Genomic DNA, 21,841 nt, shown 5'->3' with positions numbered 1-21,841 from the left:
GCCGTTAAGACATGCCTAATTTCTTTATCGATCGCCCCATATTTGCGTGGGTGATCGCCATTATTATCATGCTGGCTGGGGGGCTATCGATCCTCAAGTTGCCGGTAGCGCAATATCCGACGATTGCGCCGCCTGCAATTTCGATAACAGCCATGTACCCCGGTGCTGACGCCGAAACGGTGCAGAACACAGTAACTCAGGTTATCGAACAGAACATGAACGGTATCGATCACCTGATGTACATGTCCTCCAACGGCGACTCCACCGGTACTGCAACCATTACCCTGACCTTCGAATCCGGTACCGATCCGGATATCGCTCAGGTTCAGGTGCAGAACAAACTCGCACTGGCAACGCCGCTTCTGCCGCAGGAAGTTCAGCAGCAGGGTATCAGCGTTGAGAAGGCTTCCAGCAGCTTCCTGATGGTTGTCGGTGTTATCAACACCAACGGCACCATGAACCAGGATGACATTTCTGACTACGTCGCCGCCAACATGAAGGATGCGATTAGCCGTACCAGCGGCGTCGGTGACGTTCAGCTGTTTGGTTCCCAGTACGCGATGCGTATCTGGATGGACCCGAACAAACTGAACAACTTCCAGCTCACGCCGGTCGATGTTATCAGCGCGCTGAAAGCACAGAACGCCCAGGTTGCAGCAGGTCAGTTAGGCGGTACTCCGCCGGTTAAAGGCCAACAGCTGAACGCTTCTATCGTGGCGCAGACGCGTCTGACCAACGTTGATGAGTTCAGCAACATCCTGCTGAAAGTGAATCAGGATGGTTCCCAGGTTCGCCTGCGCGATGTCGCGAAGGTTGAGCTGGGCGGTGAAAACTATGACGTTATCGCTAAGTTTAACGGCCAGCCGGCTTCCGGTCTGGGGATTAAACTGGCAACCGGCGCTAACGCCCTGGATACCGCTAACGCGATCCGTGCTGAACTGGCCAAGATGGAGCCGTTCTTCCCATCAGGCCTGAAAATTGTTTACCCGTACGACACCACGCCATTCGTTAAGATCTCGATTCACGAAGTGGTGAAAACGCTGGTTGAAGCGATTATCCTGGTGTTCCTGGTCATGTACCTGTTCCTGCAAAACTTCCGTGCGACGTTGATTCCAACTATCGCCGTGCCGGTAGTATTGCTGGGGACCTTTGCGGTACTTGCCGCCTTCGGGTTCTCGATAAACACCCTAACGATGTTCGGGATGGTGCTCGCCATCGGCCTGTTGGTGGATGACGCCATCGTGGTGGTCGAGAACGTTGAGCGTGTGATGGCCGAAGAGGGTCTGCCACCAAAAGAAGCGACGCGTAAGTCCATGGGCCAGATTCAGGGCGCCCTGGTCGGTATCGCGATGGTTCTGTCAGCGGTATTTATCCCGATGGCCTTCTTCGGTGGCTCCACCGGGGCAATCTACCGCCAGTTCTCCATCACTATCGTTTCCGCGATGGCGCTGTCCGTACTGGTAGCGTTGATTCTGACGCCGGCGCTGTGCGCCACCATGCTCAAGCCAATTCAGAAAGGCAGCCACGGTGCAACCACCGGCTTCTTTGGTTGGTTTAACCGCATGTTTGATAAGAGCACGCACCACTACACCGACAGCGTAGGTAACATCCTGCGCAGCACCGGTCGTTATCTGCTGCTTTATTTAATCATCGTGGTCGGCATGGCGTTCCTGTTTGTGCGTCTGCCAAGCTCGTTCCTGCCGGACGAAGACCAGGGCGTATTCCTCAGCATGGCGCAGTTGCCTGCCGGTGCGACCCAGGAGCGTACGCAGAAAGTGCTGGATGAGATGACTAACTACTATCTCACCAAAGAGAAAGACAACGTTGAGTCCGTCTTCGCCGTTAACGGCTTTGGCTTCGCGGGTCGTGGCCAGAACACCGGTATCGCCTTCGTTTCTCTGAAAGACTGGAGCCAGCGTCCAGGCGACGAAAACAAAGTTGAAGCGATTACCGGCCGCGCGATGGGTTACTTCTCGCAGATTAAAGATGCGATGGTGTTCGCCTTTAACCTGCCAGCTATCGTTGAACTGGGTACCGCAACCGGCTTCGACTTCCAGCTGATTGACCAGGCCGGTTTGGGCCATGAGAAGCTGACGCAGGCGCGTAACCAGCTGTTCGGTATGATTGCCCAGCACCCTGACGTGCTGACCGGCGTTCGTCCTAACGGTCTGGAAGATACGCCGCAGTTCAAAGTCGATATCGATCAGGAAAAAGCACAGGCGCTGGGCGTTTCCATCAGCGACATCAATACCACGCTGGGCACGGCCTGGGGCGGTAGCTACGTCAACGACTTCATCGACCGCGGTCGTGTGAAGAAGGTGTACCTGATGTCCGAAGCGAAATACCGTATGCTGCCGGAAGATATCGGTAACTGGTACGTTCGCGGCAGCAACGGTCAGATGGTGCCATTCTCAGCCTTCTCGACCTCGCGCTGGGAATACGGTTCACCACGTCTGGAACGTTACAACGGTCTGCCATCGATGGAAATCCTTGGTCAGGCTGCACCGGGTAAGAGTACCGGTGAAGCGATGAACCTGATGGAAGAGCTGGCGGGTAAACTGCCGACCGGCGTGGGCTATGACTGGACGGGGATGTCCTATCAGGAACGTCTCTCCGGTAACCAGGCCCCTGCCCTGTACGCGATTTCACTGATTGTGGTGTTCTTGTGTCTGGCAGCGCTGTACGAGAGCTGGTCGATTCCGTTCTCCGTTATGCTGGTGGTTCCACTGGGGGTTGTTGGTGCGCTGTTAGCCGCCACCTTCCGTGGCCTGACCAACGACGTGTACTTCCAGGTGGGTCTGTTGACCACCATCGGGCTCTCGGCGAAGAACGCCATCTTGATTGTTGAATTCGCCAAAGACCTGATGGATAAAGAAGGTAAAGGCCTGATTGAGGCAACGCTGGAAGCAGTTCGTATGCGTCTGCGTCCAATCCTGATGACCTCACTGGCATTTATCCTCGGCGTTATGCCGCTGGTTATCAGTACCGGTGCAGGCTCCGGTGCACAGAACGCCGTAGGTACTGGCGTAATGGGCGGGATGGTGACAGCAACGGTTCTGGCAATCTTCTTTGTACCGGTGTTCTTTGTGGTCGTACGTCGCCGCTTTAGCCGTAAGAGCGAAGACATTGAGCACAACCATAAAGTTGAGCATCACTAAAAATTTTTAATCCCAAAGGGCCGCGCAAGCGGCCCTTTTTTTATCCCGTCAACCGATTAAACGATGGATAAACATTAAGCGCATTTTTTAATCAATCATAAAAAAGTGTGATATTGTTTTGGTGATTAATATTAAAAATAACGGAACCTGATAAAATCGGAAATTGAGATTTATCTTCAGTTTATTTTGAATAAGCTTGGCTACTTGTCATTCCTTTAAGAAATTAAGAATATTCTTATGCGATAGTGTTGGACCTTTGTAGGGCATCCGCTGTCTAAGCGGTAATGCCTCGGTATTTCCGATAGATTCTTTTTATTTGGAAACAATACGTTAGCTTTTAACGCACTACACTATCTGCAAAGAAAGTTAAAATTAACCGCCCATAGCTAAATTGTAATTTTTCGTAATAGCTCGGTGAAATCTGTTCCAGAGTAGATTATAGTTACAGCAGATCGGGAACATGTGCATGTTTCCGGTTAACCAGTAGTACCCATCCCGCACCGGTATTTGTTATTTGCTATTTGTACTACGATCAGGGGGATGCGTTATGGACGAATACTCACCAAAAAGACATGATATCGCACAGCTTAAGTTTCTTTGTGAAACCCTGTATCATGACAGTCTTGCCACGCTGGAAGAGAGCAACCATGGCTGGGTAAATGACCCGACCTCGGCAGTCAACCTGCAGCTTAATGAGCTGATAGAACATATCGCAACGTTCGCACTTAATTATAAAATTAAGTATGATGAAGATAATAAACTGATTGCACAGATTGACGAATATCTGGATGATACTTTCATGCTGTTCGGCAACTACGGCATTAATAGCGATGATCTTCAAAAATGGCGAAAGTCAGGGAACAAACTCTTTCGCTGTTTTGTCAACGTGAGCCGTGCTAACCCGGTTAGCCTTTCTTGTTAAAACTATTACAATCAATGGGTGAATTATGTCTGATAAACCATTAACTAAAACTGATTATTTGATGCGTCTACGACGCTGTCAGTCAATTGATACATTAGAACGTGTAATTGAAAAAAATAAATATGAACTTTCCGATAATGAATTGGCGGTATTTTACTCAGCAGCCGATCATCGTCTGGCTGAATTGACCATGAATAAGCTATACGACAAAATCCCGCCAACCGTATGGAAGTTCATTCGCTAGTCTTTATTCCGCTGTGAGTGTATGGTTCATCTCTCCCGCTTGACCTATAACTGTGATTATTATCACAACAACAATTCGGGAACGTTCCCAAAACGTTAATAGCCTTTTATGGTAGTGGCTTCCTGTATACGGAGGCTCCCATGAGCACAGAAAAACGCAAAATGATTGCCGGCGAACTCTATCGCCCGGCTGACGATACGCTAAAAATGGACCGGGTACGCGCCAGGCATCTCATCCACCGCTATAACCACACGGCTCCGGATGAAAAAGCCGTACGCGCGCAGCTGCTCAGCGAACTCTTAGGTAAAGGCGATGACGCCTATATTGAGCCGACATTTCGCTGCGACTACGGTTATAACATCTACCTTGGCACCAATTTCTACGCCAACTTCGATTGCGTTATGCTGGACGTTTGTCCGATTCATATCGGCGATAACTGCATGCTGGCGCCGGGCGTACATATTTATACCGCGACGCATCCACTCAATGCCGATGAGCGCAATAGCGGCGTGGAATATGGTAAACCCATCACTATCGGTAATAACGTATGGATTGGCGGGCGGGCGATTATTAATCCCGGCGTGACAATTGGTGATAATGCGGTGATTGCATCCGGTGCGGTGGTCGTTAAAGATGTCCCGGCCAATGCCGTCGTCGGCGGTAATCCGGCGAAAATCATCAAAATGGTGAGCTGATCGTGTTACGGACTGTTATGCTTTTTTGCAACTGATCTGTTACTTTCCGTGTGGATTAATGCAACATAGAATAGGCTATTCCGCCTTCCGTTGCCGAGCTTAAGATGTCAGAGATCCAGCGATTACTCACGCAAACCATTGATGAATTGAATACCACTGAAAAGCGCGACAACCGCCCGCGCTTTAGTATCAGTTTTATCCGCAATCATCCCGGCCTGTTCATCGCCATGTATCTCGCCTTCTTTGCGACCCTGGTAGTGATGATGCGTTCCGATACGCTAGCAGATTCCGTCTGGCTGCTTTGGCTGATGTTTATTCTGCTTAACGGCTTCTTCTTTTTCGACGTTTACCCACGCTACCGCTATGAAGATATCGACGTGCTCGATTTCCGCGTCTGCTACAACGGCGAATGGTACAACACCCGGTTTGTTCCACCGCAGCTCATTGAGCGTATTCTAAACTCCAGCCGCGTGGACGGTCAGTCCAAAACGCAGCTGCAAAAAATGGTCTCCACCAAAGGTGAACTGTCGTTCTACGACGTTTTCAGCCTGACCCGTTCTGAAGCTGCGCAATAAGACGCTGCAGCGTGCGGATGCCCGTCGCAAACTGTGACGCCGACGTATTACCATACCCCAGCACCAGCCCCGATCGGGCGTGCTGGCGGTTGAGATAAAATGTGCTCAGCGCACTGGGTGCCAGTTGATGGTGGTGCGCCTGACGAACCAGCGCCACATCATCAATCCCCTCAATCACCACCGTCAGGTGCAGTCCACCTTCTCCCGCCATCACGCGATGCGGTATGGTGAGCTCCTGCGCCAGAGCGTCATGTAGCTGCGACTGTCGTTTTCGATATAGACGCCGCATGGCGGCAAGATGACGAGTGTAGTGCCCCTCTTCAATAAAACGGGCCAACGCGCACTGTTCAGCACGATGCCCGCCGCGCAGCAACGCGCGGATTGCTGGCTGTGCCGATTCGACCAGCGCGGGTGGTAACACCATAAATCCAATGCGCAGCGACGGAAATAGCGTCTTGCTGAAGGTCCCCAGATAGACGACTGGCGCATTGCTCGCCATGCCGCGCATCGCCGGAATAGGCTCACCGCTGAAGCGAAACTCACTGTCGTAGTCATCCTCGACAATCCAGGCGTTATGCTGACGGGCATATTCCAGAAGAGCCAGCCTTCGCGCGGCGCTTAACACGCTACCGGTAGGGTACTGGTGCGACGGCGAGGTAAAGATAAGCGTAGGCGTCGGTAAATCTCGGTCGATTTGCATCCCCTCCTCGTCGACCAATACCCCCTCAAGCCGCAGCCCAGCGGAGATAAATGCGCTTTTCGCACCGAAATAGCCTGGCTCCTCCACCCAGGCGGTTTGCCTTGGTTCGCTGAGCAGTTGGGTACACAGATTCACCCCTTCCAGCGCCCCTTCGGTAATAACAATCTGCCGGGCATCGCAGTCGATTCCGCGCGAAAGTGCCAGATGGCGGGCGATGGCAACTCGCAGCGGCCATTCCCCTGCCGAATCCCCGTAGCCCAATAAACGACTCCCCTCTTCGCGCAGAACGCCGTCAAGCAACCTCCGCCACAGCGGGAGAGGAAAATAGTTGATGGCCGGCGTGCCGGGAGCAAACAGCAGCGGCGGCGTATCACGTGGCAGTACCGGCGGCAGAGCCTGCAAGCGCGATGATAATGAGGCGGTGCTCATCTCTGGGCAATCCCGCCCCTGCGGCTGCGGCAGCATGGTCACACGGGAGCCACGGCGATCCCGGCGCAAATACCCTTCCATCGCCAGTTGTTCCAGCGCCGCATTTACCGTATTTCGTGAAACAGACAACCGCTGCGCCATCACCCGCGAGCCGGGGAGCCAACTTTGCGCCTGCAGTTGCCCCTGCATAATCGCCTCTTTCAGCGTGCTGTACAGGCTACGTTGCAGCGTTTCACCGGCACGTGCCTGTAGCGAACGCGCGAGCATAGCGAAAAAGGGATCGTCGGGAATATTCATCTTGTCTCCTTGTGGCACCATAAAAAGATACTCTGATGGCACTTTTTATGGAACCAGTAAGCATCTACGCTCAGCGTATTATTTATTTCCCCAAGGAGAGGTTATGAGTCAGCTTAATCAATTTGGTCAGTCAATTGGCGATGCCCTGCAAGATTGGCAGCCGCGCCCACATCCGCAGCGCGTGACGCTGGAAGGCCGCTATTGCCGCCTGGAGCCGCTAAGCCTCAAGCATGCCGATGCGCTGTTTGCCGCCCACCAGCAGGCAGAAGACACCCGCGGCTGGACGTGGTTGCTGCGCGAGCCGGAAAGTTCAGTGGAAGAGTATCGCCAGTGGGTTGCCAGCGTCGAAACATTGCAGGATCCCATCCAGTTTGCGGTGATTGATACGCGCACGCAGCTGCCGGTTGGCTCCCTCGCGCTGATGCGTATTGACCCGAATAACGGCGTAATGGAAGTGGGCCACGTGCACTTTTCCCCACTGTTGAGCCGCACACCGGCATCCACGGAAGCCCAATGGCTGTTGATGCGCTATGCCTTTGAAACGCTGGGCTATCGTCGCTACGAGTGGAAGTGTAATAGCTTTAACGAACCGTCACGCAAGGCAGCGCTGCGCTTAGGTTTTCAGTTTGAAGGTCGTTTTCGCCAGGCGCTGGTGATTAAAGGCCATAATCGCGACACCGACTGGTTTTCTATCATTGATAGCGAGTGGCCTGCACTTAATCAGGTATTTGAGAAATGGCTTGCCGTCGACAACTTTACCGCCGACGGCAAGCAGCGCCAGTCCCTGGAAACATTACGTAAAGCCAGCGCTTAGCGGCGTTTCTTACGCCCCTGCACGGCCTTAAAGCGGGGGTTAGATTTGCAGATAACGTACAGACGCCCCTTGCGTTTGACTATCTGGCAGTCCGGATGACGCTGTTTTGCGCTGCGCAGTGAGTTTAATACCTGCATCATGAACCTCTTTTTACGTCAACAAAGCGACCAAAACGCTGGGTGAAACGCGCCACGCTGCCTTCTGTCGACGCGGTACGCTGTTTACCGGTGTAATACGGGTGCGATTTGGACGACACATCAATCGTGACATACGGATATGTCACCCCTTCCAGCTCGATTTCCCGGTCGGTTTTGATCGTTGAGCCCACGGTAAAATACTCATTAGCACTGGTGTCATGAAACACGACAGGACGGTAATGGGGATGGATATTCGCTTTCATTTGACCCTCAATTAATATGTTATAACATAACAATTACGATACGCCGTCGAATGCCACATTACAACCCTTCGTTTTGCAGGGTTTCTCTATTGCCATTTTTCGCAAAAGCTCAGACCCCCTCACGAACATAAATTAGAAATTAACGTTATTGGAGCCGATTTTTGCAATCAGGCAGGCTGTGTTTATCAACCCAATGGAGATATCCCATGCAGCGCTGTTGTTGTCATCCCGCATTCGCACCGCCTGAATTACCAAGCATAAATCTGCAAAACGGAGAACATGATGAGCCTTACCACTCTGCCTATTCTGAGCCTTGCGCAGTACCACCAACCGTCTGAGCGTGACGCGTTTTTAGCGCAGCTTCGTCACGCGGCTCGCGATGTTGGCTTCTTCTATCTGACCGATCACGGTATCAACGATGCCCTGCAGCAGTCGCTGCAATCCGAATCTCGCCGTTTTTTCGCCCTGTCCGACGAACAAAAACAGCAGGTGGCGATGATTCACTCCCCACATTTTCGCGGCTACAACCGCAGCGCGGCAGAATTGACGCGCGGCCAGCCGGATTGGCGGGAACAGTTTGATATCGGCGCTGAACGCCAGGCCGTTTCTTTACGCGAACACGACCCGCGCTGGCTTCAATTACAGGGGCCTAATCTGTGGCCGGAATCATTGCCCACGCTGCGTCCAGTGTTGCTGCAGTGGCAGCGCGCGATGACTGAAATGGCGATGACGCTACTGCGCGCCTTCGCCGAGGCGTTACAGCTCGCACCAGAGGCCTTTGACACGCTGTACGGCGAAAAACCCAATGAACATATCAAGCTGATCCGCTATCCGGGGCAGCAAGAGACGCAAAGCAGCACCCAGGGGGTGGGCGCGCATAAAGATTCCGGTTTTCTGAGCTTCCTGCTGCAAGACGAACAAAAAGGATTGCAGGTGGAGGTCAGCGATGGCCAGTGGATTGACGCCAAACCGCTGCCGGGCAGCTTTGTGGTCAATATTGGCGAACTGCTGGAACTGGCGACCAACGGCTATCTGCGGGCGACCGTTCACCGCGTGGTTTCGCCACCGGCCAACCAACAGCGGCTCTCCATTGCCTTCTTCCTTGGCGCGCAGCTTGATGCCGTGGTGCCGGTGTACTCGCTGCCGGAATCCCTGGCACGGGAAGCCAACGGGCCGCAAAGCGACCCACAAAATCCGCTGCTGCGGGACGTTGGCTGGAACTACCTGAAAGGCCGCCTGCGTTCGCATCCCGACGTGGCTGAACGCTATTACCGTGACGTACTGCGCGCACGCAGTGAACAACTGATTGCCTGACCCCATTCTAATAAGGAAACACCACATGAAACATGCTGCATTTAAACTGGCAGGAATTGCATTGTCTCTTTCTCTGGCCTGGAACGTGTCTGCCGAACCGCTGCGCATCGCCGCCGATCCGGTGCCGCACGCCGAGATCCTCAACTTTATTAAAAAACAGGATCCGAAGCTCGATCTGAAAATCGTCGAGCTGACCAGCGGCGTCAATGCCAACGAACTGCTGGCCAATGGCGACGTTGATGCCAACTATTTCCAGCACGTGCCGTATTTAAAAGATCAGGAAAAAGCGCTGGGTAAAACCTTTGCCGTCGCCGCCACCGTGCACATTGAGCCACTGGGGATCTACTCGCGTAAACATAAAGATCTGCAATCGCTGCCAGAAGGTGCCACCGTCGCGGTGCCCAATAACACCACCAACTTAAGCCGCGCGCTGTTCCTGCTTCAGAGCAAAGGGCTGATTAAGCTGGATGCGAAATTTACCGACCCGGCAACGACCCTCACCACGCCGAAAGATATCGTCGAGAACCCGCATAAGTTGAAAATCCTCGAAGTGGAATCACCGCAGATCCCGCGTTCCCTGGATGATGTTGATCTGGGGGTTATCAACGGCAACTACGCACTGGAAGCAGGGCTGACTCCGTCTAAGGATGCGCTGGGGCTGGAGAGCGCCACCAACAACCCGTACGCCAATATTCTGGTGACGAATCCACAGTTGGCCAACGACCCGCGAATTAAAGAGCTGGCTAAAGATCTGACTTCGCCGCAGGTGGCTGAGTTTATTCGCCAACACTATAACGGCTCGGTCATTCCGGTTAGCGCGCCGAAATCATGATAGTTATTGAAGGGCTGACGAAGCAGTATGCCGGGAACGGCCAACCGGCACTCAACGACGTCTCGTTTACCGTTCCGAAAGGAGCGATTTACGGAATACTGGGGCGCAGCGGTGCGGGAAAAAGTACCCTGATTCGTTGCCTGAACTTACTGGAGCGGCCCAGTGCGGGCCGCATTCTGTTCAACGGTGAAGATATCGTGCAGTTCGATAAGGCGCGTCTACGCGCCCATCGCCTGCGCACCGGCATGATTTTTCAGCACTTCAATCTGCTGCACGCCCGTAACGTTGCCGACAACGTGGCGGTACCGTTGGAAATCGCCGGCGTACCAAAGGCGAAGCGGCAACAACGGGTGGCGGAGCTGCTCGCGCTGGTAGGGCTGGCTGACAAGGCACATGCCTTCCCTTCCCAGCTTTCCGGCGGGCAAAAACAGCGCGTGGGGATTGCCCGCGCGCTGGCCGCAGACCCGGACGTGCTGCTGTGCGATGAGGCCACCAGCGCATTGGATGCCGAAACCACCGCCAGCGTGCTGGCGCTGCTGGAGACCATTAACCGCCAGTTGGGATTGACGATTGTGCTTATCACCCACCAGCTTGAGGTGGTCAAAAATCTCTGCGATCACGCGGCGCTACTGGAAGGTGGCGAATTGCAGGAAAGCGGTAAAATCGCCGACCTGTTGGCCGCGCCCTGGTCACGTCTGCGGGATATTTTACTCGGCGATGGTGATGAAGAACGTCGCTTCCTTGCCCGCCACGGTCTGGACAGGAGACACCTATGCATAGTCGCATGAGCTGGGAAGATTTATGGCCGTTGCTGCTCGACGGTACGCTGGATACGCTTTACATGGTGGGACTGGCGGCCCTGTTCACCGTGCTGATTGGTCTGCCGCTTGGCGTACTGCTGTTTCTTTCCCGCCGCCACGGCCTAATGCCGATGCCGCGGCTCAACACAGTGCTGGGGACCATTATCAACACCGGCCGCTCGCTGCCGTTTATCGTACTGCTGATTGCCCTCATCCCCTTTACCCGCCTGCTGGTCGGCACGACGCTCGGCAGCACGGCGGCAATTGTGCCAATCACCATCGGCGCGTTTCCATTTTTCGCCCGTCTGACGGAAAGCGCACTGGATGAAGTGGACTACGGGCGTATCGAAGCCGTGCTCTCAATGGGCGGGAATGTCTGGCATATCATCACCAAAGCGTTACTGCCTGAAGCGCTTCCCGCATTACTGGCAGCAACCACGCTAACGGTGGTAATGCTGATCGGTTTCTCCTCGATGGCCGGGGTTATCGGCGGCGGCGGGCTGGGCGATCTGGCAATTCGCTACGGTTATCAGCGCTTCAACGATCAAATTATGGTCGGCACGGTGTTAATCCTCGTGCTTATGGTGCAAGGCGTGCAGATGGGCGGCGACCGGCTGGTCAGAGCGCTGGCACACAGACGCTGAGTGGGCTGCCAGAGCACCTCAAAATGATTTCCCATAATAAGCACATGCATTGTCAGGTATACTTGTCATACATCTCCCAGAATAAGGACTGGCAGTGACAACTCGACATCAGGTCAGCCTGATAACCGGCGTGCTTATTCTGGCGATACTCGTTCCAACGCTCTTGAGTATTTGGCTTGCTCAGCGTGAAGCCCATCGGCAATTTATGGATGAGCAAGCAACCTATGCCTCCCGCGTGCTTATCCGCAGCGAGCAGGTGGTGGCTCAGGTGAAAAAGGCATTAACGCAGATGGATGCCATGAAGGTCAGTGGCTGTAGCCCGGCCCATCTTCAGGAAATGCGTCGCCTCTCCTACGCCTGGCGCTATATTCAGGAAGTGCTCTACATCGATGGGCTGACGGCGCAATGTTCTTCCCTTGAAAGCAACGGCGGTTATTTTACCTTCCCTAAACCCGATCGCATTCTGCCCTCCGGCTATCGCGCCTGGTACACCGAAAAAAACGATCTCGGCATCAACCGCTTTATGGCCGCCTTTGCCTCCGATCATCACATGGTAATTATCGACCCTATGTCGCTAATTGATGTGATTCCATTTACCAACTCCCCGACTCAGGTGGCGTTGATCAGTACCTTCACCAATCGGGTTCTCGCCAGCAGCGCCCCCCTCGATGAACACGCCTGGTTAAGCATCAAAAATGAGCGTCTGGAAACGCTAACCGAAAACAATATCGTTTATACGGTGCGCCATTATCCTGAACTGCAGGTCGCCATCCTCACCTGGTCTTCCACTCTGCCGTTATCTGAACGCCTGCGCCATCAACTGATTATCTGGATGCCGATAGGCATCCTGTTGAGTCTGTTGGCAAGCTGGCTTATCTGGCGTGTGCTGCGTCGTCTGCAATCCCCGCGTCAGCGGATGCTGGATGCGCTGAATAATGCTGAGATTAGCGTAAACTATCAGCCCATCGTCTCACTGGCCGACGGCAAAGTGGTGGGTTGTGAAGCGCTGGCACGCTGGAAACAGACCGACGGCAGCTATCTGTCGCCGGATATTTTTATCCCGCTGGCCGAACAAACCGGGCTCATCACACATCTGACGGAAAACGTGGTGAAAATGGTCTTCCGCGATCTCGGCAAGTGGCTGCACCTGCATCCGGAGATACACGTTTACATTAACCTGTCGGTGGCCGATTTTCACTCGGTGATGCTGCAAACCCTCCTGCATCAGCAGCTCAGAATCTGGCAGGTTCAGCCGCAACAAATTGCGCTGGAGCTGACCGAACGCGGTTTTGCCGATCCGAAAACCACCCTGCCCGCTATCGCAGCCTATCGCAACGCTGGCCATGCCGTTTACATTGATGATTTTGGCACCGGCTATTCCAGCCTGCGCTACCTGCAAGATCTGGAAGTGGATACCTTAAAGCTCGATAAATCGTTCGTTGATGCGCTGGAGTACGCGCAGGTGACACCGTATATCATTGAAATGGCGAAAAAATTGCAGCTTAACGTGGTGGCGGAAGGTATCGAAACACTCTGCCAGGAGACCTGGTTACGCGAGCACGGCGTGCAGTTCGGCCAGGGTTGGCTTTACAGCAAAGCCCTGCCGAAGGAAGCCTTCATCATCTGGGCGGAGAACAACCTGCGGACGCACACTACTTGAGATAGGATTTAATCACCTGCATCACCACCTCGAGATCGGCTTCACGCTGGATTTCTTCGGGCTCTTTCACCACGTGATCGGTGAGATGTCCCTGAATCACCTGCAACATCATGCCATTTACCGCGCCGCGAATCGCCGCCAGCTGCTGTAACACCTCAGCGCATTCATGCTCACGGTTGAGCATTTTTTCCAGCGCCACGCCCTGCCCCTGAATTTTCTTCAGGCGCGTCAATAACATCTTCTTGTGTCGTACGGTATGTGACATAGCAGGATCCTGTTCTTAACTCCTGCGCAAGCATATCACGCGCAGCTATTGCCGCACATTTTTATACTGGGGGGTAGTAGTTATGTACTGGGAGGGAGTATAGTAAATTCACTTTTAGCAAGGATCGTCTCTCATGACCGACTTCACGACACTCTTACAACAGGGCAATGCCTGGTTCTTTATTCCCGGTGCGATTTTGCTTGGCGCGCTGCATGGCCTGGAGCCAGGACACTCTAAGACCATGATGGCCGCGTTTATCGTCGCCATTCACGGCACGCTTAAACAGGCTATTTTACTGGGACTGGCGGCCACGCTGTCGCATACCGTCGTGGTGTGGGTTATCGCCATGGCGGGAATGTGGTTTGGCCGGGGCTGGGACGCGCAAACCGCCGAGCCATGGTTTCAACTGCTCTCTGGCGGGATCATTATTGCCATCGCCCTGTGGATGTTATGGCGCACCTGGCAAGGATCGCGCGCGCATGATCAGCACGATCACCATCATGAACATAAACATAAACATCATGACCATCATGACCATCATGACCATCACGGTACGCTGGTTGACGCTGACTGGCAGGACGCCCATCAGCGCGCCCACGCCGAAGAGATCAACCGTCGCTTCACCGGTCAGAATGTCACCACCGGGCAAATTATGCTGTTCGGTCTGACTGGCGGGCTGATCCCCTGCCCGGCATCCATCACCATTCTGCTGATCTGCCTGCAGCTTAAACATGTGGCGCTGGGCGCTACGCTGGTTCTGAGCTTTAGCGTCGGGCTCGCGCTGACGCTGGTCGCCTCCGGGGCAATTGCGGCAATTGGCCTCAAGCATGCCAGCAAACGCTGGAGCGGGTTCGGTGAGCTGTCGCGAAAAGCGCCGTGGTTCTCCGGCGCGCTGATTATTCTGGTGGGGATCTACATGATGGGGCACGGCATCAACGCATTAGTCTGATGCCGTGGGTAAGGCTTACTGCTGCTGCCAGCTAAAACGGTAGCGCAGTCGGCGCCGCGGCAGTAAAAACTCTGGTAATACGCTTGGGCTCCAGGAGTCATCCCCACCAACACCCATGTGGAAAGCATCGAGATTCAGCCAGCAGCCTGGTTCTTCGCGCAATAAATGGTGATGCGTCACCTCATGGAGTTGCTGTTGGCTATAGCGGCTGAGACCGAAATGGAAATTCCCCTGCCAGCGATGAGTACCATAGTCGAGCTGGCGAGTCTCACCGCGCAGACCGTTTTCCGTCGGGAAAATATACGGCGTATGCAGTGCCGCCAGCGGTAATGTCCAGCGCCCTTGCCGCGCAGCCAGACGGCGATCCGGGTAGTTTTCATGTGGCCCTAAACCCTGCCAGCTCACCTGTTCTTCAACCGCCGCCAGTTGGCAATCGAGGCCGATGCGTGCCGGGTGCGGAATATCTTCCGCCACCTGCACATCCACATCGCCATGCAGCACACCGTGGTTGTCGATAAGCCAGTATTTATGGCTGATAAACAGCACCTTCCCCTGATACTCCCAGCTATGTTGAGTCTCTATTTCCACGCTGTGTTCCCGCGTTTGCTCACGGCACAACAGCAGGCGCGGCGTCATGGCGTACATCCCCGCCGCCTTCCAGCGCTCGACCCACGCATTCGGGTCAATGCGCGTCACTTCGCTAACGCCGATATCGTTATCCAGCGGCGCGCGTGTGAAGTTATCCTGCACTGGTGACAGCAAGGTTGGCTGTCCGTCACGCCACCACTGAGTCAGCTCGCCCGTTTCGCGGTTGAACTGCCAGCGCTGATTGCCGTGAACAACATCAAACGCCTGCGCCTCCACGTAGAGCCGTGGAGCCTCTCCTTCTGGCACAGGAACAGGTAAAGACAGCGCCGTCGGCAATGCCCACTGATCCCAGGCACAGAGATGGTTAGCCGCCGACCAGTCGGTCGCCTGCGGCTGATAAACCTCCACATCCAACAAGCTGACAGCTTGTAGCGCCGTATAATCGCTAAATGGCAGCGTCACGCGCTGGGTTCTCTGCGGGGCGATATCTAACGTAATTTCACCCTCGGCAAGCCGGTTGCCGTCAACGCTGATTGCCCAGCGCAGCCGTTCGTTATCGGTATGGCGGAACAGGTAGTCGCTGGCGATCTCCACCGTTAGCGGCGCGTGTTCAACTAACGTAAAGGTAAAGAACTGCTGTGCCCGCTGCGCTTCGTACAGCGCCGGGTGCGGGGTGCGGTCCGGGAAAACGAGGCCGTTCATGCAGAACTGACGGTCATTTGGCGTATCGCCAAAATCACCGCCGTAGGCCCAAAACGTGGTGCCATTTTCATCGGTTTTACACAGCGCCTGATCCACCCAGTCCCAGACAAAACCGCCCTGCAACCGCGGGTTATCGCGAAAAGCCTGCCAGTATTGAGCAAAACCGCCGAAGCTGTTGCCCATCGCGTGAGCGTATTCGCACAGAATCAGCGGGCGCGATTCATCCGGCAAACCAATCCATTTTTTAATACTCCATTTCGTCACCGTTGGATGCGGTTGGTCGGAGTCCACGCGGGCATACATCGGGCAAACAATATCGGTGGCGGCAGTATTTGCGCCCCCGCCTTCATACTGCACCGGGCGCGACGGATCGGCGGTTTTCAGCCAGCGATACAATGCGTCATGGTTGGCGCCATGGCCGGATTCGTTGCCAAGCGACCAGATTATGATTGAAGGATGGTTCCGGTCACGCGCCACCATACGGGTCACACGCTCGCTCATGGCGGGCAGCCAACGCGGGTCGTCCGCCAGGCGGCTCATCGGTACCATACCGTGGGTTTCAATATTAGCTTCATCTACCACATACAAGCCGTAACGGTCGCATAAGCGGTACCACAGCGGATGGTTGGGATAGTGAGAACAGCGCACGGCGTTGAAATTGTGCTGCTTCATCAGCTCGATATCACGACGCATAGTGGCTTCATCTATTGCCTGTCCATGCTCCGGATGATGCTCATGGCGGTTGACGCCTCGAATCAATAACGGCTTGCCGTTCAACTTAAGCAAGCCATGGCTGATTTCTATCTGCCGAAAGCCGACGTCGCAGGCTTCCGATTCCAGCACCTGTCCGGTGGCATCTAACAGAGTCAGCACCAGACGATAGAGATTCGGCGTCTCGGCACTCCACAGTGCCGGTTGCGCCAGCGCCAGCGTGAGATTTGCCCGCTCCGCCCAGCCGCCGCGCTCGTCAACGACACCACAACCCGGAATCTGACGCCCATTCGCCACCGGCTGCTCGCCGCACCACAGCGTGGCCTCAACCGTTGTTGCCGCTAAGTCAGCGCCTTCCAGCGTTACCTGGATCTCCAGTTCGCCGTGCGTAAAACGGTCTTTGAGGATTGGCGTCACCTGATAATCCGCAATCCGGGTTACGGGTTTATGCAGCAGCGTCACATCGCGGAAAATACCGCTCATCCGCCACATGTCCTGGTCTTCCAGATAGCTGCCGTCGCACCAACGCAGTACCATCACCGCCAGCCGGTTTTCCCCGGCATGCAGCACCTCGCTCAGGTCAAATTCTGCGGGCAGACGACTGTCCTGCGAGTAGCCCACCCATTGTCCATTGCACCACAGATGAAATGCCGAGTTCACACCGTCAAAAATAATCCGCGTTTGCCCCTGCGCCAACCATGCTGCGTCAACGCTAAATGTCCGCGAATAACACCCGGTCGGGTTTTGTGCAGGAACCTGCGGCGGTGTCACCGGGATGGGATAGGTGACGTTGGTATAAATGGGGGTATCAAAACCCTGCATCTGCCAATTGGATGGCACCGGCATAGCGACCGCATCGGCAAGACAGTGCTCTACCCAACTTTCCGGCACCGCTTCCGGAGCGCTGAAAAAACTGAAACGCCAGCTGCCATTAAGCGTCTGCCGTGATGGGCTCGCGTCATCGCAAAGCGCCTGTTGCGGCGTTCGCCAGCTATTAAACGGCGCATGGGCGGCTAAACGATGCCACTGGGTTAACGACGGGTTTTCCCAGTCACGGCGGGTCAGTAAAGCAGATAGCGTCAAAGACAGATTATTCGGCATAGTAACCTCAGTTGCGAAGCGCTCACAATTTTCATTGAGAGTGCGCCGATCGGGTTACGAGGTAAAGGATCGGATCGACAGTAAGCGAGTCAGATCACAAATCGGTCGATCGTCTCACGACTCGCGCGGCCAGTTCCTGCAGACACTGGGCGAGATCGTCATCCTGTAAAGCCTGAGGGTGAAGTGGAGCCGTTGAGCCGCGTACGATCAGTTCAACATCCATGCTCATCTGTTCGGCGACATCGGTAGACGCAGGCTGGGCTACCAGCCAATCAACGCTACGTCGGCCCGCTTCTTTAAACTGTTGGCGCACGGTGGTGAGCGGCGGCGTAAACCAGGCGCTGTCGGTGGTATCGTCATAGCCGATAACCGACAATTGCCCCGGCACGCGAATCCCTTTTTCGGCGCAGGCGCGAAGCACACCCAGCGCCATTTGATCGTTCGCCACCAGCACCGCATCCGGTTTTTCGGCCAGCAGCAGGTGCGCTTTTTCATAACCCGATGCCGCGCTCCAGTCACCATAGGCCACCGCGCGGGGCTCAAGGCCCGCCTCTTGCAGCGCCAACTGCCAGCCGGAAAGTCGCGCTCGCGCCGAGACAGACGTTTGTGGTCCCGCCAGTAATACCAACTGTCGATGCCCAAGCGCCAATAAGTGCTCTACTCCCAGCCGAGCGCCCTGGTCGGCATCGAACACCAGGCGATTGACCTGCGCGTCATTGCCGACATCCAGAAACAGAACCGGCACTGGCGACGCAGCGGCCAGCGCTTCGGCCACGTCACGCTCCAGCGGCACGTTAACTACGAGTCCCTCAACGCGCTGGGCCTGCAGCTCCTGTAAAGCAGAAAAACAAGCTGGCCAATCATGGCTCTCGATCATCGAGATCAGCACGGAGAACCCCACTTCACCGGCCCGTCGCTTCACGGCAGAGGCGATTTGTGAGGGCGCATGCAGCGCCAAATCAGTGGTCAGCAGCCCCAGCGTACGAGTCGCTTTACCCGCCAGCAGCTGCGCCCCCCGATTAGGTACGTAGTTCAGCTCGCGCATCGCAGCCTGCACTTTATCCCGCGTGCGCGGCGAAACGTGCGCGGCCTGGTTAATCACCCGCGACACGGTCTGATAAGAAACCCCGGCGACGCGGGCCACATCATAAAGCGTTATCGTTTTCATACTTCTTCAGCTTACCTGGCGTAATAGCAGAAGTGTAACCTGAAAAGTACAAACAGGCTGTGAGCGCTTCGTAAAATCAGGAAGGTTGTTACACTTTTACCGACCGACGCTGTGCAACGCGCGGCAGCTGGAACCACGGCAGGCAGATTTGAATCAGCGGGCCAATCGCCAGCGCATACAGTACGGTGCCCACGCCAAAAGTGCCGCCCAACAGCGTACCAATAATCAGGACCGACACCTCAATGGCCATGCGAATCCAGCGCACTGGCCAACCGGTACGGGCATGAATACCGGTCATCAGGCCATCACGTGGTCCAGCGCCAAAACCAGCGCCAATGTACATCCCGGTCGCCAGCGCGTTGAGGATCACCGCCACACCCAGCATCACGGCACGCAGCCATAGCGATTCCAGCGGCGGCATCAGCGCCAGCGTTGCATCGGCTGCCAGCCCAAGGACAATCACATTACTGATGGTGCCAAGACCGGGACGCTGACGCAGAGGGATCCACAGCAGCAGCACGGCAACACCGGTGAGGATCATCACCAGCCCAAGATTGAGCGACGTTAGCCCGGCGACGCCAAGATGGAATACGTTCCACGGGTCAGCCCCGAGATTGGCGCGGACATAAACGGCGGTCGACACCCCATAAAGCGTTAACCCAAAGTAAAGCTGAATCAGTCGGCGTAACATTGGCACCTCTGCCTGTCGGTTGATAGCTTCATCATCGACAAAAATGGCATTATGATTAATGACCAGTTTTTAAAAAGTGGACTGCACAAATGCTACGACGCTCCGCCACCCAATCGTTAGTTCGCCTGCTGGGCCATTGGCAGGAAAAGCCTTCGTCCACGCCCCTGTGGCGACAGCTGACGGACGCGCTGCGGCTGTTGATTCTGGATGGACGCTTACCGCTCGATACCCGTTTACCGGGCGAACGCGAATTCGCCAGTGCACTGGGGGTCAGCCGGACGACTATCGCCAGCGCGCTAGCGCAGTTACGCGATGAAGGCTATGTGCAAAGCCGTCAGGGCAGCGGTTCAACGGTTAGTTTGTCCGCTGAATTCAACCCGCGTGCACCACGCATGTCCACGTCACCTACGCTGGATCTGTCCACCGCAGCACTGGCGGCTGGAGCCGAAATCCACCAGGCCTATAGCCATGCGCTGGGTATGTTACCCGGCTACCTCAATCACACTGGTTACGATCAGCATGGGCTGCCGGTCCTGCGAGAGGCTATCGCCCGGCGCTATAGCGCGAGAGGCCTGCCAACCACCGCCGATGAAATTATGCTGGTTAACGGTGCCGTCAGTGGGCTGGCGCTAATCCTGCGCTATCTCACCGGGCCGGGCGATCGCGTGGTGGTGGAAACACCCACTTACCCGCTGGCAATTGCCGCCATTGAGGGCGCATCCTGCCGCCCGGTAGCTCTACCGCTGCCCGATAAAGGCTGGGATACCGATGGTCTGGCGGCGATTATTGCCCAGACCGCACCACGTCTGGCTTATCTGATGCCCGACTTTCAAAATCCGAGCGGGCAATGCATGGATAGCGCGACGCGGCAAGTTGTCGCCGATTTGGCCGCCCGCACCTGTACCACGCTGGTCGTCGACGAAACCATGGTCGATTTATGGTACAACGCCCCACCGCCGCCGCCGCTGGCCGCATTTAACCGCGACGCGCCGATCATTACCGTCGGGTCGACGGGGAAAAGTTTTTGGGGTGGACTGCGGCTGGGATGGATCCGCGCATCATCGCGTACCATTGCGGCATTGATTCAGACCCGTGACACTATCGATCTCGGCTCACCGCTGTTGGAGCAGTTGGCAACCTGCTGGCTGCTGGAAAATGAGGAGTCGCTATTGCCCGAACGGCGTCGTCAGCTTAAAACGCGGCGCGATATGTGCGCCGATTTAATGCGGGAATATTTTCCCCAATGGCGATTTGTTCTGCCGGAAGGCGGATTGTCATTCTGGGTTGAGCTACCGGAAATGATGGCCACGCGTTTTGCCGCCCGCGCAGAAGGCTACGGGATTCATCTTGGTGTCGGTACGCGTTTTAGTCTGGCTGGCGGCGGGGAACGGAATCTGCGTATTCCTTTCACCCTGGATGACGATACGCTACGACGCGCATTTACTACATTACAGCCGGTATGGGCGACGTTAGCAGGCCAGCATGGCGCCAATAAGATGCGCAAAATTATTTAACCATATGAAGGGAAAACAACGTTCCCAATAACATAGCTGGCCTGAGTCATATATAACTTTGCGTAGTTTAGCTACGCGAAATTATATATTAGTGCTGAGGAGGGATTGGAAAGCCTTTAAGGGAAATAACGAAAGATTCTCCCTCTTTTTTAATCTTAGCACCGGTATCGCACCAGTCTGAGGCAATACGAAAGAATTCATCGCTGCCCACATTCCAGTCCAGAAGAACATGCTTTACGTAGCCCGAGCGTAACAAATCACAGGCTTCACCGTAGTTACAGGCTATTGATGGTTGCTGTTTCATTTTCTCTTCTTCAGGATTTTTCGTAATGCTTTGATTTCTTTAGGCGTAAATGGAGCAACATCTTCTTCCGTATGCTGGCTGTCAATGTCGTCTTCACATACACCCGCCTCTTCTTCTGTTGCAAATGCCAGTTGCAGCAGCTTCTCAGTCGCCGCACTTAACGTCAGGCTGTGAGCCTCGGCATAGTGGCGAAGTCCTTCTTTTACTGTCTCATCAATTTTTACATTAAGCACTGCGACTGTCATGTTTACCCCTTCCCGTAGCGACACGTTTTCACGCGGCTAAATTGGTTTTTGTATTATTTCTGTAATAACTAATACATCAAACCAGCAGTACATTCCACAAATATATTTATAACATTCTG

At 54.8% G+C, this 21,841-nt stretch carries 22 protein-coding genes; 13 read left to right on the top strand and 9 right to left on the bottom strand.

The genetic code is table 11. The annotated features are described in order from the left end of the window. Positions 1 to 11 precede the first annotated feature (11 nt). The 5 genes from acrB (at position 12) to LZ634_RS01280 (ending at position 5,594) form a co-directional block, all read left to right on the top strand. On the top strand, positions 12 to 3,158 hold the full coding sequence (gene acrB / locus LZ634_RS01300) for a multidrug efflux RND transporter permease subunit AcrB (RefSeq protein ID WP_234501940.1): 3,147 nt from the start codon (positions 12 to 14) through the stop codon (positions 3,156 to 3,158). 547 nt (positions 3,159 to 3,705) lie between these two features. Beyond that, positions 3,706 to 4,080 carry an Hha toxicity modulator TomB gene (gene tomB / locus LZ634_RS01295; protein WP_052283826.1) on the top strand — a complete coding sequence of 125 codons (375 nt, stop codon included), beginning with the start codon at positions 3,706 to 3,708 and terminating at the stop codon, positions 4,078 to 4,080. A gap of 25 nt (positions 4,081 to 4,105) precedes the next feature. Further along, a complete protein-coding gene (locus LZ634_RS01290) occupies positions 4,106 to 4,324 on the top strand; it encodes an HHA domain-containing protein (RefSeq protein ID WP_062773821.1) in 219 nt (72 codons plus the stop codon). A 140-nt stretch (positions 4,325 to 4,464) separates the two neighbouring features. Beyond that, positions 4,465 to 5,019, top strand: a complete 555-nt coding sequence (maa, locus tag LZ634_RS01285; protein ID WP_234501939.1) for a maltose O-acetyltransferase — start codon at positions 4,465 to 4,467, stop codon at positions 5,017 to 5,019. Positions 5,020 to 5,123: 104 nt separating this feature from the next. After that, positions 5,124 to 5,594 carry a YlaC family protein gene (locus tag LZ634_RS01280; protein ID WP_234501938.1) on the top strand — a complete coding sequence of 157 codons (471 nt, stop codon included), beginning with the start codon at positions 5,124 to 5,126 and terminating at the stop codon, positions 5,592 to 5,594. Here the strand turns inward: LZ634_RS01280 and LZ634_RS01275 are convergent. After that, complete coding sequence (locus tag LZ634_RS01275) at positions 5,563 to 7,020, bottom strand: PLP-dependent aminotransferase family protein (RefSeq protein ID WP_234501937.1); 1,458 nt, start codon at positions 7,018 to 7,020, stop codon at positions 5,563 to 5,565. The two genes, LZ634_RS01280 and LZ634_RS01275, sit on opposite strands and share 32 nt — an antisense overlap. 103 nt (positions 7,021 to 7,123) lie before the next feature. Between LZ634_RS01275 and LZ634_RS01270 the strand changes: the two genes are divergently transcribed. Then, positions 7,124 to 7,834 (top strand): GNAT family N-acetyltransferase, encoded by a 711-nt coding sequence (locus tag LZ634_RS01270; RefSeq protein ID WP_234501936.1) that lies wholly within the window; start codon positions 7,124 to 7,126, stop codon positions 7,832 to 7,834. Here LZ634_RS01270 and ykgO read toward each other — a convergent pair. Together ykgO and LZ634_RS01260 are read right to left on the bottom strand one after the other, a co-directional pair. Then, a complete protein-coding gene (gene ykgO, locus LZ634_RS01265; protein WP_003859006.1) occupies positions 7,831 to 7,971 on the bottom strand; it encodes a type B 50S ribosomal protein L36 in 141 nt (46 codons plus the stop codon). The two genes, LZ634_RS01270 and ykgO, sit on opposite strands and share 4 nt — an antisense overlap. Next, positions 7,971 to 8,234, bottom strand: a complete 264-nt coding sequence (locus LZ634_RS01260; RefSeq protein WP_234501935.1) for a type B 50S ribosomal protein L31 — start codon at positions 8,232 to 8,234, stop codon at positions 7,971 to 7,973. The genes ykgO and LZ634_RS01260 overlap by 1 nt, the downstream gene beginning before the upstream one ends. 282 nt (positions 8,235 to 8,516) lie before the next feature. Between LZ634_RS01260 and LZ634_RS01255 the strand changes: the two genes are divergently transcribed. From LZ634_RS01255 to LZ634_RS01235, 5 genes are all read left to right on the top strand, one after another. Next, the gene (locus LZ634_RS01255; RefSeq protein ID WP_234501934.1) at positions 8,517 to 9,548 is read left to right on the top strand and encodes an isopenicillin N synthase family dioxygenase; all 1,032 of its coding nucleotides are present in this window, start codon (positions 8,517 to 8,519) and stop codon (positions 9,546 to 9,548) included. Positions 9,549 to 9,573: 25 nt separating this feature from the next. Next, complete coding sequence (locus LZ634_RS01250; protein ID WP_234501933.1) at positions 9,574 to 10,380, top strand: MetQ/NlpA family ABC transporter substrate-binding protein; 807 nt, start codon at positions 9,574 to 9,576, stop codon at positions 10,378 to 10,380. Continuing rightward, entirely contained in the window at positions 10,377 to 11,168 is a 792-nt protein-coding gene (locus tag LZ634_RS01245) for a methionine ABC transporter ATP-binding protein (protein ID WP_234501932.1), read from the top strand. Before LZ634_RS01250 ends, LZ634_RS01245 begins: the two co-directional genes overlap by 4 nt. Further along, positions 11,165 to 11,824: a methionine ABC transporter permease gene (locus LZ634_RS01240; protein ID WP_234502025.1), complete on the top strand. Its 660-nt coding sequence runs from the start codon at positions 11,165 to 11,167 to the stop codon at positions 11,822 to 11,824. The genes LZ634_RS01245 and LZ634_RS01240 overlap by 4 nt, the downstream gene beginning before the upstream one ends. A gap of 94 nt (positions 11,825 to 11,918) precedes the next feature. Further along, positions 11,919 to 13,484 carry an EAL domain-containing protein gene (locus LZ634_RS01235; protein ID WP_234501931.1) on the top strand — a complete coding sequence of 522 codons (1,566 nt, stop codon included), beginning with the start codon at positions 11,919 to 11,921 and terminating at the stop codon, positions 13,482 to 13,484. On the opposite strand, the gene LZ634_RS01230 is transcribed toward LZ634_RS01235, so the two are convergent. Continuing rightward, positions 13,477 to 13,749, bottom strand: coding sequence for a metal-sensing transcriptional repressor (locus LZ634_RS01230; protein ID WP_234501930.1), 273 nt, complete (start codon positions 13,747 to 13,749; stop codon positions 13,477 to 13,479). The genes LZ634_RS01235 and LZ634_RS01230 overlap by 8 nt on opposite strands. A gap of 133 nt (positions 13,750 to 13,882) precedes the next feature. Between LZ634_RS01230 and LZ634_RS01225 the strand changes: the two genes are divergently transcribed. Further along, complete coding sequence (locus LZ634_RS01225) at positions 13,883 to 14,698, top strand: nickel/cobalt efflux protein RcnA (RefSeq protein ID WP_234501929.1); 816 nt, start codon at positions 13,883 to 13,885, stop codon at positions 14,696 to 14,698. Between the two features lie 15 nt (positions 14,699 to 14,713). Here LZ634_RS01225 and LZ634_RS01220 read toward each other — a convergent pair whose 3' ends face one another. The 3 genes from LZ634_RS01220 to LZ634_RS01210 all read right to left on the bottom strand — a co-directional run bounded on the left by LZ634_RS01220 (position 14,714) and on the right by LZ634_RS01210 (position 19,659). Continuing rightward, entirely contained in the window at positions 14,714 to 17,800 is a 3,087-nt protein-coding gene (locus LZ634_RS01220; RefSeq protein WP_234501928.1) for a beta-galactosidase, read from the bottom strand. A 94-nt stretch (positions 17,801 to 17,894) separates the two neighbouring features. After that, positions 17,895 to 18,968: a LacI family DNA-binding transcriptional regulator gene (locus tag LZ634_RS01215; RefSeq protein ID WP_234501927.1), complete on the bottom strand. Its 1,074-nt coding sequence runs from the start codon at positions 18,966 to 18,968 to the stop codon at positions 17,895 to 17,897. An 88-nt stretch (positions 18,969 to 19,056) separates the two neighbouring features. Then, the gene (locus LZ634_RS01210) at positions 19,057 to 19,659 is read right to left on the bottom strand and encodes a YczE/YyaS/YitT family protein (protein ID WP_234501926.1); all 603 of its coding nucleotides are present in this window, start codon (positions 19,657 to 19,659) and stop codon (positions 19,057 to 19,059) included. A gap of 89 nt (positions 19,660 to 19,748) precedes the next feature. Here LZ634_RS01210 and LZ634_RS01205 point away from each other — a divergent pair, with 89 nt between their 5' ends. After that, the gene (locus LZ634_RS01205; protein ID WP_234501925.1) at positions 19,749 to 21,173 is read left to right on the top strand and encodes a PLP-dependent aminotransferase family protein; all 1,425 of its coding nucleotides are present in this window, start codon (positions 19,749 to 19,751) and stop codon (positions 21,171 to 21,173) included. An 88-nt stretch (positions 21,174 to 21,261) separates the two neighbouring features. Here LZ634_RS01205 and LZ634_RS01200 read toward each other — a convergent pair whose 3' ends face one another. Further along, positions 21,262 to 21,477 (bottom strand): hypothetical protein, encoded by a 216-nt coding sequence (locus LZ634_RS01200; protein ID WP_234501924.1) that lies wholly within the window; start codon positions 21,475 to 21,477, stop codon positions 21,262 to 21,264. Further along, positions 21,474 to 21,722, bottom strand: coding sequence for a hypothetical protein (locus LZ634_RS01195; protein WP_234501923.1), 249 nt, complete (start codon positions 21,720 to 21,722; stop codon positions 21,474 to 21,476). Before LZ634_RS01195 ends, LZ634_RS01200 begins: the two co-directional genes overlap by 4 nt. Between the last annotated feature and the right edge of the window lie 119 nt (positions 21,723 to 21,841).

This window comes from Kluyvera intermedia, from assembly GCF_021440345.1.
Taxonomy (GTDB): domain Bacteria; phylum Pseudomonadota; class Gammaproteobacteria; order Enterobacterales; family Enterobacteriaceae; genus Kluyvera; species Kluyvera intermedia_A.
This window is presented reverse-complemented; position numbering and strand designations above follow the sequence as displayed.